Genomic DNA, 19149 nt, shown 5'->3' on the forward strand with positions numbered 1-19149 from the left:
AGGATGACGTGACCAGCACATCGATGGAACAGGTCGTGGCGGCGCTCCGTAAGTCGCTCACGGACAACGAGCGGCTGCGCGAGGAGAACGCCCGGCTCACCGCCGAGAGCAACGACCCGATCGCGATCGTGGCCATGGCGTGCCGCTACCCCGGCGGGGCCGGCACGCCGGAGGACCTGTGGCGGCTGGTGGCCGAGGGCGTCGACGCGGTGTCCGGCTTCCCGGCCGACCGGGGCTGGGACCCGGACGTCTACGACCCCGAGCCCGGCCTGCCCGGCAAGTCGTACGCGCGGGACGGCGCGTTCCTCTACGACGCGGCGGAGTTCGATCCGGACTTCTTCGGGATCAGTCCGCGCGAAGCACTGACGATGGACCCTCAGCAGCGTTTGCTTCTTGAGGTGGCGTGGGAGGCGATCGAGCGCGCCGGCGTGGACCCGACGACTCTCAAGGGCAGCCGTACCGGCGTGTACGCCGGTGTGATGTACCACGATTACGCGGACGGGGCGGCGGGAAGCTTCGTCTCGGGCCGGGTCGCGTACACGCTTGGTCTGGAGGGCCCGGCGGTGACCGTCGACACCGCCTGCTCCTCCTCGCTCGTCGCACTGCACACGGCGGCGCAGGCGCTGCGCTCGGGCGAGTGCTCACTCGCCCTGGCGGGTGGTGTGACGGTCATGTCCACTCCCGACATGCTTGTGTACTTCAGTGGACAGCGCGGACTCGCCCCGGACGGCCGCTGCAAGCCGTTCGCGTCAGCGGCCGACGGCACGGGCTGGGGCGAGGGCGCGGGCGTCCTGCTGCTGGAGCGGCTCTCCGATGCCCGTCGCAACGGCCACCCCGTGCTCGCCCTGGTCAGCGGCTCGGCGGTCAACCAGGACGGTGCGTCGGCCGCGATGACCGTGCCGAACGGGCCCGCGCAACAGCGCGTGATCCGCAACGCCCTCGCGGATGCCGGCCTGTCGACCGCCGATGTCGACGCCGTCGAGGCGCACGGCACGGGCACCCGGCTCGGTGACCCCATCGAGGCGCAGGCGCTGCTCGCCACCTATGGCCGGGGCCGGCCGGCGGACCGGCCGCTGTGGCTGGGCTCGGTGAAGTCGAACTTCGGGCACACCCAGGCGGCTGCCGGTGTCGCGGGCATCATCAAGATGGTCATGGCCCTGCGCCACGGCGTCCTTCCCCCTTCACTCCACATCGACACCCCCTCGGACCAGGTGGATTGGTCGGCGGGGGCGGTGGAGTTGCTGACGGAGGCGCGGGAATGGTCGCCGGCCGGGCGGCCGCGCCGGGCCGGGGTGTCGTCGTTCGGGCTGAGCGGGACGAACACGCACGTGATCGTGGAGGAGGCGCCGGAGGAGGCTGTGGCTTCTGCCGCTCCTGCCGCTTCTGCGCCTGGTGAGGTGGCTGCTGGTCCGGCCGTCACGCCGTGGGTGCTGTCCGCGAAGACCCCGGCAGCCCTGTCCGCCCAGGCGTCACGGCTGCTCACCACGATTGATGAGGGCCGGGCGGAGGACATCGGGTTCTCCCTGGCCACCACTCGCACGGCGTTCAGCCATCGCGCGGTGGTGCTCGGTGATCGTGCGGGTGCGCTGGCGGCGCTGGCGGCGGGCGAGGAGCATGCGGGGCTGGTGCGGGGGGTGACGCGGGCGGTTGGTAAGTCGGCGTTTCTGTTTACGGGGCAGGGTGCGCAGCGGCTCGGTATGGGGCGGGAACTGTACGAGGCGTTCCCGGTGTTCGCGGGGGCGTTTGATGCGGTGTGCGGTGAGGTAGACGCGCATCTGGATCGTGGGTTGCGGGAGGTGGTGTGGGGGGACGACGCCGATGCGCTGAACTCCACCGCGTACACGCAGCCCGCTCTCTTCGCTTTCGAAGTGGCGCTGTTCCGTCTCGTGGAGAGCTGGGGCGTCAAGCCGGACATCGTCATCGGTCACTCGATCGGGGAGTTGTCCGCCGCGCATGTCGCGGGTGTGTTGTCTCTCGCGGATGCGGCGAAGCTCGTTGTCGCGCGTGGTCGGTTGATGCAGACCCTGCCTTCCGGTGGGGCGATGGTTGCTGTGCAGGCGACTGAAGATGAGGTTGGGCCGATTCTTACCCCCGGGGTAGGAATCGCAGCCGTCAACGGCCCCCGGTCTGTGGTCGTCTCCGGAGTGGAGTCCGAGGCGGCTACCGTGGGCGAGCACTTCGCATCCCTCGGGCGGAAGACCAGGCGCCTTTCCGTTTCACACGCGTTCCATTCCTCGCTGATGGAACCGATGCTGGACGAATTCCGGGCCGTCACTGCCGGGTTGATGTTCAACGAGCCGCGTACGCCTGTCGTCTCTACGGTGTCCGGTGCACTGTCGTCGGATTGGCAGTTGCCGGAGTACTGGGTCGACCAGGTCCGTCGCCCTGTCCGCTTCGCCGACGCCGTAAACGCCGCCGAAGCCTTCGGTGCCCGCACGTTCGTGGAGATCGGCCCGGACGCTGTCCTGACCGCCCTCGGGGTCGCCTCAGCCGCTGAGGAGGACAGCTCCTTCGTTCCCCTCGTACGCAAGAGGCGCGCGGAGCCCCAGTCCGTGGTGGGCGGGCTGGGGCGGTTGTACGTGGACGGGGTGCGGGTCGATTGGGAGGCGTTCTTCGCGGGTAGGGGCGCGCGCCGGGTCGACCTGCCTACGTACCCCTTCCAGCGCACCCGGTTCTGGTTGGACGCGGTGAAGCCGGGGAGTGCGCCCCATGCGCATCCGCTGCTCGGTTCCGTGGTCACCCTGGCTGACTCCGGGGGCGCGGTGCTGAGCGGGCGGCTGGCCGTGGCGGCTGTGCCGTGGCTCGCGGACCATGTGGTGCGTGATGCCGTGCTCTTCCCCGGCGCCGGGTTCGTCGAACTTGCCATTCGGGCCGGTGACCAGGTCGGCTGCGCGGTGCTTGAGGAACTGGCCCTGCACGCGCCGCTCGTTCTGCCCGAGGACGGTGCCGTCGCCGTACAGGTCGTCGTGGGGGCGGCGGACGAGTCCGCCCTGCGGACGGTCGGCGTGTACGCGCGGCAGGAGGGTGTGCCCGAGGCCGACTGGGTGCTGCATGCGGAAGGCGTGCTGGCCGAGGAGATCGAGGAGCCCGGCTTCGAATTGTCGGCGTGGCCGCCCGCAGGGGCGGTGCCGCTCGCGCTCGACGGCGCGTACGAGGTTCTGCGCGCGCAGGGACTCGCGTACGGGCCCGCCTTCCAGGGGCTGACGGCGGCCTGGCGGCTCGGCGGCGAACTTCACGCCGAGGTCACGTTGGGCGACGACGTACCGGGCGATGACTACGGGCTTCACCCGGCCCTGCTGGACGCGTCGATGCACGTCGCGCTGGTGGAGAGCGTGGAGGAGTCGGACGGGGCAACGGTGCTGCCGTTCGTCTGGAAGGACGTACGGCTGTACGCGGACGGCACGTCGGCGGCCCGCGTACGTCTGTCGAGGCCCACCCCGGAGTCGCTGTCCCTGGAGATCGCCGACGCGTCCGGTGCCCCGGTCGCCGCGGTCGGCGGAGTCGTCGGCCGGGCGATGGATTCGGCACCCGGCGGGACGGGTAGTGCCACGGACCCGCTGTACCGGGTCGTCTGGCAACAGGCGGGCGCCGCCACTCCCGCGTCCGGCACATTGCAGCGCTGGACCGACCTGCCCGCCGAGGGCCCCGTGACCGGCACCGTCGTCCTGGACTGCGCCCCGGTCGCGGTCGAAGCGGGGCACGGCCTGCCCACTGCCGCCCACACTGTGACGGTGCACGTCCTGGACGTCGTACGGCAGTGGCTGGCGGACCAGCGGTTCGCCGCCGCCACCCTTCTCGTCGTCACACGCGGTGCGGTCGCCGCCAAGGACGGCGAGCCGGCCGACGTACGACAGGCCCCGGTCTGGGGCCTCGTCCGGGCCGCGCAGGCGGAGAACCCCGGCCGATTCCTGCTGCTCGACACCGATGCCCCCGAGGGCCTTCCGCACACCGGGCCCGCCGATGAGCCGGAGTCCGCCGTACGCGACGGGCGTGCGCTGCTTCCTCGGCTGGCCCGCGTCACCGGACCCGCTTCGGCCGAACCGGTGTGGGACGCGGACGGCACCGTACTGATCACCGGAGGAACGGGTGGCCTCGGCGCGCTCGTCGCCCGCCACCTGGTCACCGTGCACGGCGTACGACACCTGCTGCTCGTCGGCCGCCGGGGCGCCCAGACACCCGGAGCGGACGAACTGCGGGCAGAACTGGCCGAAGCGGGTGCGAGCGTAAAGTTCGCCTCGTGCGATGTTTCGGACCGTGCGGCCGTTGCCGCGCTGCTGGCCGAGGTGGACTCCGCGCACCCGTTGCGGGCCGTCGTCCACGCGGCCGGTGTCCTGGACGACGCGATGCTCACCTCGCTGACCGCCGACCGTCTCCGAGCTGTCCTCGCACCCAAGGCGGACGCCGCCTGGCACCTGCACGAGCTGACCCGCGACCTGGACCTCACCGCGTTCGTCCTGTTCTCCTCCGTCGCCGGCACCCTCGGCTCCACGGGGCAGGCCAACTACGCGGCGGCCAATGCCTTCCTCGACGCGCTCGCCGCCACACGTCATGCCGAAGGCCTCCGCGCCTCTTCCCTGGCCTTCGGGCTGTGGGACACCCCCGGCGGCATGGGCACCGGGCTCGGCGCGGCCGAACTGGACCGCATGCGCGACGCCGGCACCCCCGCGACCCCCGCCGACCGGGGCCTCGCCCTGTTCGACGCCGCCGTGCGACCGGGCCTGCCCGCCTCGGTTCCCGTACGCCTCGACCTCACCGTCCTGCGTGCACACGCCGATGACACCCCCGCCATGCTGCGTGGCCTCGTACGCGGCCCCGGCCGCCGGGCTGCGCGTGGCGGGGGCACGTCGGTCCTGCGTACCCGTCTCGCGGGACTGACCGGCGATGCCCGGGCCGAGGCCGTCCTGGAACTGGTGCGGGCGAAAATTGCGGCCGTCCTCGGGCATGCGTCGGGCGAGGCCATCGAACCGGGGCGCGCCTTCGACGAGCTGGGCTTCGATTCCCTGACGGCCGTGGAACTCCGCAACCGGCTCGACGCCGAGACCGGGCTCAGGCTGCCCGCGACTCTGATCTTCGACCACCCGACCGCCGAGGCCGTGGCCTCGTTCGTCCTGGAACTCCTCGACGGCACTCCGGACGCGAACCGCGAACCCGCGCAGGCAGCCGCCGTGCGCGCGGGCGCCGACGATCCGGTCGTCATCGTGGGTATGGCCTGCCGCTATCCGGGCGGGGTGACCACCCCGGACGAGCTGTGGCGCTTGGTCGCGGACGGAGTGGACGCCATCGCCCCGCTTCCCGGCGACCGGGGTTGGGACCCGGACGTCTACGACCCGGAGCCCGGTGTTCCGGGTAAGTCGTACGCGCGGGACGGTGGATTTCTTTACGACGCGGCGGAGTTCGATCCGGACTTCTTCGGGATCAGTCCGCGCGAAGCACTGACGATGGACCCTCAGCAGCGTTTGCTTCTTGAGGTGGCGTGGGAGGCGATCGAGCGCGCCGGCGTGGACCCGACGACTCTCAAGGGCAGCCGTACCGGGGTATACGCCGGTGTGATGTACCACGATTACGCCGGGGGTACGGCGGGAAGCCTGGTGTCCGGCCGGGTCGCGTACACGCTTGGTCTGGAGGGCCCCGCGGTCACCGTGGACACCGCCTGCTCCTCGTCGCTCGTCGCACTGCACACGGCGGCGCAGGCGCTGCGCTCGGGCGAGTGCTCACTCGCCCTGGCTGGCGGTGTGACGGTCATGTCCACCCCCGACATGCTCGTGTACTTCAGCGAGCAGCGCGGACTCTCGCCGGACGGCCGCTGCAAGTCCTTCGGGGCGGGTGCGGACGGTACGGGGTGGGGCGAGGGCGCGGGCGTGCTGCTCCTGGAGCGCCTGTCGGACGCCCGGCGCAACGGCCACCCCGTGCTGGCGGTGGTCCGGGGTTCGGCGCTCAACCAGGACGGCGCGAGCAATGGACTCACGGCGCCCAACGGGCCCGCCCAACAGCGCGTCATCCGCCAGGCACTGTCCGACGCGGGGCTGACGGCTGCGGAGGTGGACGCGGTGGAGGCGCACGGCACGGGCACGCGCCTCGGTGACCCGATCGAGGCGCAGGCGTTGCTTGCCACGTATGGGCAGGGGCGTGCGGAGGGTCGGCCGCTGTGGTTGGGGTCGGTCAAGTCGAATATGGGTCACACGCAGGCGGCTGCTGGTGTTGCGGGGATCATCAAGATGGTGATGGCGATGCGGCACGGTGTGCTGCCGCCCACCCTGCACGCCGGGGAGCGTTCGGACCAGATCGACTGGTCCGAGGGTGACGTGGAGCTGCTGACGGAGGCGCGGGAATGGGCGCCGACCGGGCACCCGCGTCGGGCCGGGGTGTCGTCGTTCGGGCTCAGTGGGACGAATGCGCACGTCATTGTGGAGGAGGCGCCCGAGGCGCCCATGGGCTCCGTGGCTGACGAGCCGGGGAGCGAACTGGCTTTGACCCCCTGGGTGGTGACCGCGAAGAGTGCGGGAGCCCTGACCGCGCAGGCATCCCGACTGCTGTCCGTCACCGGTGACCACGAGGTAGCGGACATTGGCCACTCGCTGGTGGCATCGCGGTCGGTGTTCGAGAACCGGGCCGTCGTACTCGGTGACCACGTAGACGCGTTGGCGGCGTTGGCGGCCGGCGAGGAGCACCCGGCGGTGGTTCGGGGAGTGGCCGCGAAGGGTAGGACGGCGTTCCTGTTTACGGGGCAGGGTGCGCAGCGGCTCGGTATGGGGCGTGAGTTGTGCGCCGGGTTCCCGGTGTTCGCTGAGGCGTTTGATGCGGTGTGCGGTGAGGTAGATGCGCACCTGGATCGTGGGTTGCGGGAGGTGGCGTGGGGGAACGACGCGGAGGCGCTGAACTCCACCGCGTACACGCAGCCCGCACTGTTCGCCTTTGAGGTGGCGCTGTTTCGGCTGGTGGAGTCGTGGGGCGTCAAGCCTGATGTGGTGGTGGGGCACTCGATCGGGGAGCTGGCCGCCGCGCATGTCGCCGGGGTGTTGTCTCTGGCCGATGCGGCGAAGCTCGTTGTTGCGCGTGGTCGGTTGATGCAGGCGCTGCCTTCCGGTGGGGCGATGGTTGCGGTGCAGGCGACTGAAGATGAGGTTGGTCCGATTCTTACCCCAGGGGTAAGAATCGCCGCCGTCAACGGCCCCCGGTCCGTGGTCGTCTCCGGAGTGGAGTCCGAGGCGCTCAGCATCGGTGAGCACTTCGCCGCGCTCGGGCGGAAGACCAGCCGTCTTCCCGTCTCGCACGCGTTCCATTCCTTGCTGATGGACCCGATGCTGGACGACTTCCGGGCCGTCACTGCTGAACTGTCCTTCAATGAGCCCCGTATATCCGTCGTCTCCACCGTCACAGGGCTCGTCTCGTCCGACTGGCAGTCACCTGGGTACTGGGTCGACCAGGTCCGCCAACCTGTCCGTTTCGCGGATGCCGTAAACACCGCCGAGGCCCTCGGAGTTCGTACGTTCGTCGAGGTCGGTCCGGACGCTGTGCTCACAGCCCTCGGTGCCGGCGCGGCCGGTGAGGGGACCAGCGGATTCGTACCGTTGGTGCGCAGGAGCCGGCCCGAGTCGGAGGCCCTGGTCGGCGGCCTCGCCCGGGTGTTCGTGGGCGGCGGGCGGATGGACTGGAAGGCGTTGTACGCCGGTGCCAAGGCGCGGACCGTCGAGTTGCCCACGTACGCCTTTCAGCGTTCCCGATACTGGCTTGAGGCGCCCACGTCCGAGGGTGGGGCCGTCGCCGCTTCCGGACAGGTTGCGCTCGACCACCCGGTGCTCCGCGCGGCCGTCGTTCTGCCCGACGACGGCGGGGCCGTGCTCACCGGCCGACTGTCCGCCGGGACGCACGGCTGGATCGTGGACCACAACGTCCTCGGGAGCGTGCTGCTGCCCGGCACCGGGTTCGTGGAACTGGCCGTCCGGGCCGGCGAGCAACTCGACTGCGGGCTGCTGGAGGAGCTGACGCTTCAGGCCCCCCTTGTGCTGAATCCCCTCGGCGGCGTCGCTGTCCAGGTGGCGGTCGGGGCGGCCGACGAGACCGGACGCCGCAGCGTGTCGGTGCACTCGCGCGCCGACGATCAGCCGGACATGCCGTGGACCCGCCACGCCGAAGGGGTCCTCGCCCCCGTGGCTGACGAAGCCGTGGCGGACGCGCTCATGGAGTGGCCGCCGGCCGGGGCCGAGGAACTGGCCGTCGAGGGCGCCTACCGGGATCTCGCGGAGGCGGGCTACCACTACGGGCCGGTGTTCCAGGGCCTCACCGCGGCCTGGCGCCTCGGTGAGGAGCTGTACGCGGAGGTTCGCCTGCCCGAGTCCGCCCACGAGGACGCGGCACGTTTCGGCCTGCACCCCGCCCTGCTGGACGCGGCGATGCATGTCGGCCTGCTGGCCATTCCGGGTCGTGAGGACGGCGGGCAGACCCTGCTTCCCTTCGCCTGGAACGGCGTCGCCCTGCACGCGGCCGGGGCCACCGCGCTCCGGGTGCGGGTTCGGCCCGTCGCCCAGCAGGACGGGCTTTCGCTGACCGTCGCCGACGAGCACGGCGCGCCTGTGCTGTCGGTGGAGTCCCTGCTCTCCCGGCCCGTCTGGGATCAGCAGTCGGGCTCCGGAGCCGCTGACTCGCTGCTCGCGGTGGACTGGCAGCCCGTGGCCCTGGGCGACGGGGCGGACGATTCACCCTTGCCCGAGGTTTACGAGTGCGTGGTGGAGGAAGAGGTCGCCGCTGATGTGCCGGGTGCGGTACGCGGCGTGTTGGGCCGGGCACTGGAGGCCGTGCAGGACTGGCTCGCCGTGGACCGGCCGGAGGGTGCGGTGCTGGCGGTCGTCACACGGGGCGCGGTGGGAGCAGGGACGGCGGATGTCAGGCAGGCTCCCGTGTGGGGGCTGGTCCGTGCCGCGCAGGCGGAGAATCCGGGCCGGTTCGTGCTGATCGACTCCGATGGCTCGGTCCCGCTGAGCCGACTGGTGGCCCTGGGCGAGCCGGAGTTGCTGGTGCGCGACGGCGAGGTACGGGTGCCGCGTCTGGTCCCGGCGGCGGTTCCGGCCGATGAGACAGGTACTGCCGTGTGGGACGTCGATGGAACGGTGCTGGTCACCGGCGGTACCGGTGGGCTGGGCGCGCGCGTCGCCCGGCATCTGGTGGCCGCGCACGGCGTGCGGCATTTGCTGCTGGTCGGGCGCCGGGGCGCGGAGGCACCGGGTGCCGCCGAACTGGTCGCGGAACTGACCGGCCTCGGTGCGGCGGTCGCTGTGGCGGCTTGCGACGTGGCGGACCGGGACGCCTTGGCCGACGTGATCGCGTCCGTGGACCCGGCGTACCCGCTGTCCGGTGTCGTGCATGTGGCCGGTGTCGCGGACAACGGGATGGTGGGGGCGCTGACGCCCGAGCGCGTGGATACGGTGCTGCGGCCGAAGGTGGACGCGGCCTGGTATCTGCATGAGCTGACCGCTGACCTGGGGCTGTCGGCGTTCGTGATGTTCTCGTCGGCCGGTGGTCTCGTGCTGGCGGCCGGTCAGGGCAACTACGCGGCGGCCAACGTCTTCCTTGACGCGCTCGCCGCCAAACGTCACGCCGAAGGACTTCCGGCGACCGCCATGGCCTTCGGGCTCTGGGCCGTGGACACCGGCATGGCCTCCCACCTGGCCGATGCCGACCTGGAGCGCATGCGCAGGGCCGGGACGCCCGCCCTGTCCGAGACGGAGGCCCTCGCCCTGTTCGATGCCTCTCTCGCTTCCGGTATCGCGGCCACCGTTCCCCTCCGGGTCGATCAAGGCGCCCTGCGCGCCCGTACCGACGAACTCCCCGCTCTTCTGCGGTCCATCGCACCGCCTGTTCGAAAGCGGGCCGCAGCCGGTACGGCGAAGGGGGCCTGGCTCGCCGCGCGAGTGGCGGGATGCGACGAGGACGAGCGGACCGGGATCGTCCTGGATGTCGTACGAGGGCACGCGGCGGCGGTCCTCGGGCATGCCTCCGGGGAAGCGATCGAGCCGGACCGCGCATTCGGGGAGCTGGGTTTCGACTCCCTGGGTTCGGTGGAACTGCGCAACCAGCTCTCGGCGGTCAGCGGGGTGCGACTGCCCGCGACGCTGATCTTCGACTACCCGAGCGCGGCGGAGGTCGCCGCGTACATCGCCGCCCGTCTGGTCCCGGCCGTGCCCGTGTCCAGGGTGGAGACGGACCTCAAGAAGCTGGAGGCCCTGCTCACCACCGACGCACCACCCGCCGGACCCGAACGCGCCAAGCTCGTACAGCGGCTGCGGGAGCTCGCCGGCCGCCTCGACGAACCGCAGCCGGGCACGGACGTGGAAGCGGGCGACGGGCAGGACCTGGACTCGGTCACCGCGGACGAGCTGTTCGACATCCTCGACAACGAGCTGGGAACCCCCGCGACCCCCTGACCCCCGGCACCGCTTCACCGGGCGGAACGGGGCCCCGGCCGGGGTGCGTGGCGGCTGTACGGCAGCCGCCACGCACCCCGGCTCTTCACGTGTCGGTGCCCCGTCGTACAGGGGCCCGCGGCAGGGGTGGGCTAAGGGTAGGCCGCCCCTCGGAGCGCTCAGTAGCGTTCGAATCCGATCAACGTTGGACGCCGCGTGAGTGAGTCGCCACGGATCGTCTACCAGAGGGAGTGAGTCTCTGTGAGCAACGAAGAGCGACTTCTCGAATACCTGAAGCGGGCTACGACCGATCTGCGCGACGCACGCCGGCGGCTGGCGGACGCGGAGCGCCGCCTCGAAGAGGCAGGGCCTTCCGGACGCGGTACCCACCACGACGACCCGATAGTCGTCGTCGGCATGGGCTGTCGCTATCCGGGCGGGGTGACGACGCCCGAGGAGTTGTGGCGGCTCGTCGCGGACGGTGTGGACGCCATCGGCGAGTTCCCCACGGACCGGGGCTGGGACGAAGGTGTGTACGACCCCGAACCGGGGAAGCCCGGCAAGACGTACGCGCGCGAGGGCGGCTTCCTGTACGAGGCCCCGGAGTTCGATCCGGTGTTCTTCGGGATCAGCCCCAACGAGGCCGTGGTGACGGACCCGCAGCAGCGGCTGCTGCTTGAGGTGTCGTGGGAGGCGATCGAGCGGGCCGGGATCGATCCGACGACGCTCAAGGGTTCGTCGACCGGTGTGTTCGCCGGGGTGATGTATCACGACTACGCGCTCGGCGCGGAGCCCGGATCGACCACGGCCGGCAGTGTGGTGTCGGGCCGGGTGGCGTACACGCTGGGGCTCGAAGGGCCTGCGGTCAGCGTGGACACGGCGTGCTCGTCGTCGCTGGTGGCGCTGCACATGGCGGCGCAGGCGCTGCGTTCCGGTGAGTGCTCGCTCGCCCTGGCCGGCGGGGTGACGGTCATGTCGACGCCCGACATGTTCGTCTACTTCAGCACGCAGCAGGGCCTTGCCTCCGACGGCCGGTCCAAGTCCTTCTCCGCTTCGGCGGACGGCGTCGCCTGCTCGGAGGGCGCGGGCGTCCTGGTCCTGGAGCGGCTGTCCGACGCACGGCGCAACGGTCACCCCGTGCTCGCCGTGATCCGTGGCTCCGCGCTCAACCAGGACGGCGCCAGCAACGGCCTCACCGCCCCCAACGGACCCGCCCAGCAGCGCGTGATCCGCCGGGCCCTGGAGGACGCGGGCCTGACAGCCGCCGAGGTTGACGCGGTCGAGGCGCACGGCACAGGGACGACGCTCGGTGACCCGATCGAGGCGCAGGCGCTCCTGGAGACCTATGGGCAGGAGCGGCCGGCCGACCGTCCGCTGTGGCTCGGGTCGATCAAGTCGAACATGGGCCACAGCCAGGCGGCGGCGGGTGTCGCGGGCATCATCAAGATGGTCATGGCGATGCGCCACGGCGTGCTTCCCAAGTCCCTGTACGCCGAAACGCCTTCGGACCAGGTCGAGTGGGCGGACGGCGCCGTCGACCTGCTGGCCGAGTCACGACCCTGGGTCTCCGGCGGTGCGGTACGGCGGGCCGGGGTGTCCTCCTTCGGGATCAGCGGGACGAACGCCCATGTGATCGTCGAGGAGGCGCCGGAAGAGGCGGGGGAGACGGTCGTGCGGGCCGCGCTCCCCGTAGTTCCTTGGGTGGTGTCGGCAAAGTCTGAGCAGGCCCTCAGCGCTCAGGCCGCCCGCCTGCGGGAACAGGTCCTGGGAGGGCCCGACCACACCGATGCGGCGGACATCGGGCTCTCCCTGGCCACCACACGGACCGCCTTCACTCATCGGGCGGTCGTCCTCGGACACGAGGGGGCCGACCACGCGGAGGCGCTGACCGCGCTGGCGGAGGGGAACGACCACCCTGCGGTGATCGTGGACCGGGCTCGCCGGGGCGGGAAGTCGGCGATTCTGTTTACGGGTCAGGGTGCGCAGCGGCTCGGTATGGGGCGTGAGCTGTACGAGGCGTTCCCGGTGTTCGCGGAGGCGTTTGACGCGGTCTGCGGTGAGGTAGACGCGCACCTCGCCACGGGGTTGCGGGAGGTGATGTGGGGGAACGACGCCGATGCGCTCAACTCCACCGCGTACACGCAGCCCGCCCTCTTCGCCTTCGAAGTCGCGCTGTTCCGGCTGGTCGAGAGCTGGGGCGTCAAGCCGGACGTCGTCATCGGTCACTCGATCGGGGAGCTGGCCGCCGCACATGTCGCCGGAGTGCTCTCCCTGACGGACGCGGCGAAGCTCGTCGTTGCTCGTGGTCGCCTGATGCAGGCCCTGCCCGCAGGTGGCGCGATGGTCGCTGTGCAGGCGTCCGAAGATGAGGTCGGGCCGATTCTTACCCCCGGCGTAGAAATCGCCGCGGTGAACGGACCCCAGGCCGTCGTCGTCTCCGGAACCGAAGCCGAAACGCACACCATCGCCGAGCACTTCACCGCCCTCGGACGCAAGACCAGCCGCCTTCCCGTCTCACACGCCTTCCACTCCTCCCTCATGAACCCGATGCTCGACAACTTCCGAGCCATCGCCACCCCACTCACCTTCAACGAACCCCGTATCCCCGTCATATCGACCGTCTCCGGCACCCTCTCCACCGACTGGCAGTCCCCCGACTACTGGGTCGACCAGGTCCGTCGCCCCGTCCGGTTCGCCGATGCCGTGAACGCCGCCGAAGCCCTCGGGGTTCGTACGTTCGTAGAGGTCGGCCCGGATGCTGTTCTCACCGCTCTCGGCGCGGCCTCCGTGGCCGACGAGGAGGCCGCGCTCGTACCGCTGCTGCGCAGGAACCGGCCCGAGGCAGAATCCCTGGTCGGTGCGGTGGGGCGGTTGTACGCACAGGGTGTCCGCGTGGACTGGGAGGCGTACTTCGCCGGGAGCGGGGCGCGCCGGGTCGAGCTGCCCACGTACGCCTTCCAGCGCACCCGCTTCTGGGTCGAGGGCCGCGGCACCACCCTCGGTAGCGGCACCTCCACAGCGCCGGGGGCGGTGCACGAGGTGCCCACGGCCGAGGAGTCGCAGCAGGCTGCGGCCGGGCTGCGGGCGGAGTTGGCGGGGCTCGGGCCGGCCGAGGCAGGGCGGGTGCTGCTGGCGCTGGTGCGTACGCATGTGGCGGCGGTGCTCGGGCACGCGTCCGTGAGCGTCGTGGAGACGGATCTGGCGTTCCGGGACATGGGCTTCGACTCGCTGGCGGCTGTGGAGCTGCGTAAGCGGTTGACCGCCGCGTCCGGGTGCGATCTGCCCGCCACGTTGATCTTCGACTATCCGACCCCGCGTGCCGTCGCCGCGTTCCTGGCGGATTGCCTGGCCGCCCAGCCGGGTGCGGGGGCCGGTGATCCGGCCGCCGCGGTGCTCGCGGAACTGGACCGGATCGAGGACGCGCTGGGCGGCTTTCCCGCCGGAGGGGACGCCGAAACGGTCAGCGCCCAAGCCGATGCGATCACCGCCCGGCTGGAAGCCATCGTGCGGCGGTGGCGCGACGCACAGGGCGACCCGGTGTCGGCGGGCGAGGGGCCCGACTTCGAAACGGTCACCGACGAGGAGCTGTTCGACGTGCTCGACAGCGAATTCGGCATCTCCTAGCCAGCGATCAGCTGCAGATTGGTTGAGGTTCGATGAGCAACGACGACAAGCTCCGGGACTATCTCAAGCGCGCCACCGCGGAACTCCAGCGCACCCGACGCCAGTTGTCGGAGGCCGAGGCGCGGGCCAGTGAGCCGGTCGCGATCGTGGCCATGGGCTGCCGTTTTCCGGGGGGCATCGCTTCGCCCGAGGACCTGTGGGAGCTCGTGGACGCGGGCCGGGACGCCGTCTCGCTGTTCCCGGACGGGCGTGGCTGGGACATGGAGGCCCTGTACGACCCCGAGCCCTCGACGCCGGGCAGGACGTACTGCCGCGAGGGCGGCTTCCTGCACGACGCGGGGGACTTCGACGCGGACTTCTTCAAGATCAGCCCGCGTGAGGCGCGGGACACCGACCCGCAGCAGCGGTTGCTCCTGGAGGTGTCCTGGGAGGTCATCGAGCGGGCCGGCATCGACCCGACGTCGCTGAAGGGCAGCCGGACCGGGGTGTTCGCCGGGGTGGTTTACCACGACTATCCGGGCGGCGGCGGGACCGGTGGCCTGGCGAGCGTCGCCTCCGGGCGCATCGCCTACACGCTGGGCCTTGAGGGTCCCGCCGTCACTGTGGACACGGCCTGCTCGTCCTCGCTCGTCGCTCTCCACCTCGCCGTGCAGTCCGTCCGCAGCGGCGAGTGCGCGCTGGCGCTCGCGGGCGGGGTGACCGTCATGGCGAGCCCGGACTCCTTCGTGGGCTTCAGCCAGGACCGCGGTCTGGCACCGGACGGGCGCTGCAAGTCCTTCGCGGCGGCGGCCGACGGCACCACCTGGTCCGAGGGCGCGGGCATGCTCCTTGTCGAGCGGCTGTCCGACGCCCGGCGCAACGGGCACCCCGTCCTCGCCGTCGTGCGGGGTTCGGCCATGAACTCGGACGGCGCGTCCAACGGGCTGACCGCGCCGAACGGCCCCTCGCAGCAGCGCGTCATCCAGCAGGCTCTGGCCTCCGGCGGCCTCGTCCCCGCCGATGTGGATGCCGTCGAGGCGCACGGCACCGGCACCACCCTCGGCGACCCGATCGAGGCGCAGGCCCTCATCGCCGCGTACGGGCGCGAGCGGGCCGCGGACCGGCCGCTGTGGCTGGGCTCGTTCAAGTCGAACATCGGCCACGCCCAGGCGGCCGCCGGTGTCGGCGGGGTGATCAAGATGGTGCAGGCGATGAAGGCGGGCGTCCTGCCGCGCACCCTGCATGTGGACGAGCCGAGCCCCCATGTGGACTGGAGCGCCGGCAGCGTACGCCTGCTGACCGAGCCCGTCGCGTGGCCGGACCTGGGGCGTGCCAAGCGGGCCGGGGTGTCGTCGTTCGGGCTGAGCGGCACGAACGTCCATGTGATCGTGGAAGAAGCACCGGCTGCGGCCGATTCACCGGCCGCAGCCGTTTCCGCCACTGACGCGGAGGGTACGGCGAAGGGCACCGCCGCCGGGGAGCGCCCGGTTAAGAGCCCTGCCGCGGGGGAAGACGCGGCGTCGGACGCCGCCGACAGCGAGCGTACGGGCGAGGGCGCCGTCCCCCGGTTCGTCCCGGTGCTGGTTTCCGCCCGGCGTCCCGAGGCCCTGGCCGCGCAGGCCGCCCGGCTCGCCGACCATCTGGAGGCCCACCCGGCCGTCCCCCTCGCCGACACCGGCTGGTCGCTCGCCACCACCCGTGCCGCCCTGGAGCACCGGGCCGTGGTCGTCGCCGACACGCAGGCGTCCGCCGGGCACGCCGATCTCGTACGGGCGCTGCGCGCCGTCGCGGACGGGTCCGCAGACGCCGTCGTCACCGGCGAGGCCAGGCCCGACGCACTGAGCGCCGTCCTGTTCACCGGGCAGGGCGCCCAACGCCTCGGCATGGGGCGGGAGCTGCACGCCGCGTACCCGGTCTTCGCCCGCGCCTTCGACGAGGCCGTGGACGCGCTCGACGCACACCTCGACGACTCGCTGCGGGCGGCGATGTGGGGGGAGGACCGGGAACTGCTCGACGGTACGGGGCTGGCCCAGCCGGCGCTGTTCGCGTGCGAGGTGGCGCTGTACCGGCTGGTCGAGTCCTGGGGGGTGCGGCCGGACTTCCTGGCCGGGCACTCGGTGGGCGAGTTCGCCGTGGCGCATGTGGCCGGGGTGCTGTCCCTCGCGGACGCCGCGAAGCTGGTCGCCGCCCGTGGCCGGCTGATGCGGGCGCTGCCGCCGGGCGGGGCGATGGTCGCCGTGGAGGCGTCCGAGGACGAGGTGACGCCGCTGCTCACCCCGGAGACCGGGATCGCGGCTCTCAACGGACCGCGTTCCGTGATCGTCTCCGGCGGCGAGACCGAAGCCCTGGCGCTCGCCGAACACTTCGCGGGCGAGGGCCGGCGCACCAAGCGGCTCGCCGTGTCGCACGCCTTCCACTCGCCGCTCATGGAGCCGATGCTCGACGACTTCCGTGCGGTCGCCGAGAGCGTCACGTACGCCACTGCCCGCATCCCGGTCGTCTCCACCGTCACGGGTGAACTCGCCGGTGACGACGAACTGGCCTGCGCCGACTACTGGGTGCGGCACGTCCGGGCGAGCGTGCGGTTCGGTGACGCCGTGCGCGCGCTCGCCGCCAAGGGCGTCCACACCTTCCTGGAACTCGGCCCGGACGCCGCCCTCACCCCGCTCGGGCCCGACTGCCTGGCCGGCGCCGACGAGGGCGCGGACCAGCCGGCCTTCACCGCCGCCCTGCGCCGGGACCGCGACGAGGCACGCGTGCTGACGGAGGCCGTGGCGCTGCTCCACACACGAGGCGTGCCCGTCGACTGGAACGCCTGCTTCACAGCGGGCGGCCACCGCCCGCACCGCGTCGACCTGCCCACGTACGCCTTCCAGCACCGCACCTACTGGGCCGCCGCGCCCGACACGGCCCCGGCCGCCGCCCCGGCGGACCCCGGCGAGGCCGGCTTCTGGGCGGCCGTGGAGCGGGAGGACGCGGCCGGGCTCGCCGAACGGATCGGGGTCGCGCCCGACGACCTGGCTCCCGTGCTGCCCGCGCTGACCAGCTGGCGGGCCGGTCGGCGCGAGGCGTCGGCCGTGGACGCGCTGCGCTACCGGGTCGCCTGGGCGCCCGTCGCGGACTTCGCGCCCCCCACCCCGCTCGGCGGTGACTGGTTCGTCGTACACGCGCCGGAGCAGCGCCCGCTCGCGGAGGCGCTGGCCGGGGCGCTGACGGAGCGGGGCGTGCGCCCCGTACTGGCCGCCGGCCTGCCGAAGGCCGATGGCTCGTCGCAGCCGAACAGCCCGTCGCAGCCGAACAGCCAGTCGCCGTCCAACGGCACGTCGCAGTACGACAATCCGCTGACGTTCGACGGTCTGCCGCCGTCCCCGCCGCCCGCCGGGATCGTCAGCCTGCTCGCGCTCGACCGCACCCCGCACCCGGACCACCCCGTGCTCTCCCAGGGGCTCGCGGACACCACCGCCCTGCTGCGTGACGCGGCGGCCCTGGAGTGGACGGCCCCGGTGTGGTGCGTGACGCGGGGCGCGGTGGCGACGGACGACGCGGACACGGCGGTACGGCCCGAGCAGACCGCGGTGTGGGGGCTCGGCGCGGCCCTCGCCCTGGAGGCCCCGGGCACCTGGGGCGGCCTGATCGACCTGCCCCCGGACGCCGACGACACGGCACTGCACCGGGTTTGCGACGTCCTCGCCGGGGGAAGCGGCGAGGACCAGGTGGCGGTGCGCCCCGAGGGTGTGTACGCCCGACGGCTGGTCCGGCCCGCGCAGCCCGACCCGGTCGCGCACTGGCGGGCCAGGGGCACCGTCCTCGTCACCGGAGGCACCGGCGGGATCGGCGCCCATGTGGCCCGGATGCTCGCCGCCGACGGGGCCGAACACGTGGTGCTCGCCGGGCGGCGCGGCCCGGACGCGCCGGGCGCCGCCGAACTGGCCGCAGAGATCGAGGCCATGGGCGTCCGCGTCTCCGTCGCGGCCTGCGACATGGCCGACCGCGCATCCGTACGCGCCCTGCTCGCCGGCCTCAGCGGCCTCACCGCCGTGTTCCACGCGGCCGGGCTTCCGCAGCGCATCGCCCCGCTCGGCGAACTGGGACTCGACGAGCTGGCGCACGTCGCCGACGCCAAGGTGCTCGGCGCCCGCCACCTGGACGAACTCCTCGGTGACACCCCGCTCGACGCGTTCGTACTGTTCTCGTCCGGCGCCGCCGTCTGGGGCAGCGCGGGCCAGTCCGCGTACGGCAGTGCCAACGCCTGCCTCGACGGGCTCGCACACAGCCGGCGCGCCCGTGGACTCGCCGCCACATCGGTGGCATGGGGATCGTGGGACGGGGGAATGGTCGACGCCGAACTCGCCGCCGTCATGCGCCGTATGGGTGCCCCCGCGATGGACCCGGCCCTCGCCATCGGGGCGCTGCGCCGCATTCTTACGGGTGGCGGCTCGCACGCCGTGGTAGCCGACTTCGACTGGGACCGCTTCGCCCCCACCTACGTACTGGCCCGCCCCCGCCCGCTCCTGGACGCCCTGCCCGAAGCACGCGCCGCGCTCAGCACGGAGGGGGCCGGGGACGGCGGAGCCGAAGGTTCCGGGCTTGCGGACCGGCTGGCCGGGCTCGCCGAAGCGGAACAGCGGTCCGCTCTTCTCGACCTCGTCCGTACGCATGTCGCGGCGCTGCTCGGGTACGACGATGCGTCCGACGTCGGCGCGGACCGGGACTTCACCGACCTCGGGTTCGACTCGGTGGCCGCCGTCGACCTGCGTACCAAGCTCGTCGCGGCGACCGGGCGCCCGCTGCCCACCAGCATGATCTACGACCACCCGAGCCCCGGAGCGCTGGCCGGTCACTTGTGGACGGAGCTGTGCCAGGGCGACAGCCTCGGCGAACTCCCCGTACTGGCGCAGCTCGACCGCCTGGAGGAGGCCGCGGCGGCGCTCGCCGCCGAGGACATCGAGGCCACCCGGATCACGGCCCGTCTCCAGGGCCTGCTCACCCGGCTGACCGCGACCCTCGACGCACAGCACGGCGACGGCGGCCAGAAGGTCGGCGACCAGCTGGAAGCCGCCACCGCCGACGACGTCTTCGCCTTCATCGACAACGAACTCGGCCTCACCTGACCGACCGCGCGCCCGGTGCCGGCGACGGCACCGGGCCC

Annotated in this window: 3 protein-coding genes; all 3 read left to right on the forward strand. The window is 72.3% G+C overall.

Translation table 11 applies throughout. The annotated features are described in order from the left end of the window. The first annotated feature begins 8 nt into the window (after nucleotides 1-8). The 3 genes from DNK56_RS18180 (at nucleotide 9) to DNK56_RS18190 (ending at nucleotide 19111) form a co-directional block, all read left to right on the forward strand. Complete coding sequence (locus tag DNK56_RS18180) at nucleotides 9-10418, forward strand: SDR family NAD(P)-dependent oxidoreductase (protein WP_342211089.1); 10410 nt, start codon at nucleotides 9-11, stop codon at nucleotides 10416-10418. 240 nt (nucleotides 10419-10658) lie between these two features. Next, nucleotides 10659-14021, forward strand: coding sequence for a type I polyketide synthase (locus DNK56_RS18185; RefSeq protein ID WP_111336027.1), 3363 nt, complete (start codon nucleotides 10659-10661; stop codon nucleotides 14019-14021). 32 nt (nucleotides 14022-14053) lie between these two features. Continuing rightward, nucleotides 14054-19111, forward strand: coding sequence for a type I polyketide synthase (locus DNK56_RS18190; protein ID WP_111336030.1), 5058 nt, complete (start codon nucleotides 14054-14056; stop codon nucleotides 19109-19111). Nucleotides 19112-19149 lie beyond the last annotated feature (38 nt).

The organism is Streptomyces sp. AC1-42W (assembly GCF_003248355.1).
Classification (GTDB): domain Bacteria; phylum Actinomycetota; class Actinomycetes; order Streptomycetales; family Streptomycetaceae; genus Streptomyces.

Excerpts from the sequence above, each read along its gene's own strand:
- DNK56_RS18190 (WP_111336030.1), top strand. The coding sequence starts at position 14,054 with ATGAGCAACGACGACAAGCTCCGGGACTATCTCAAGCGCGCCACCGCG.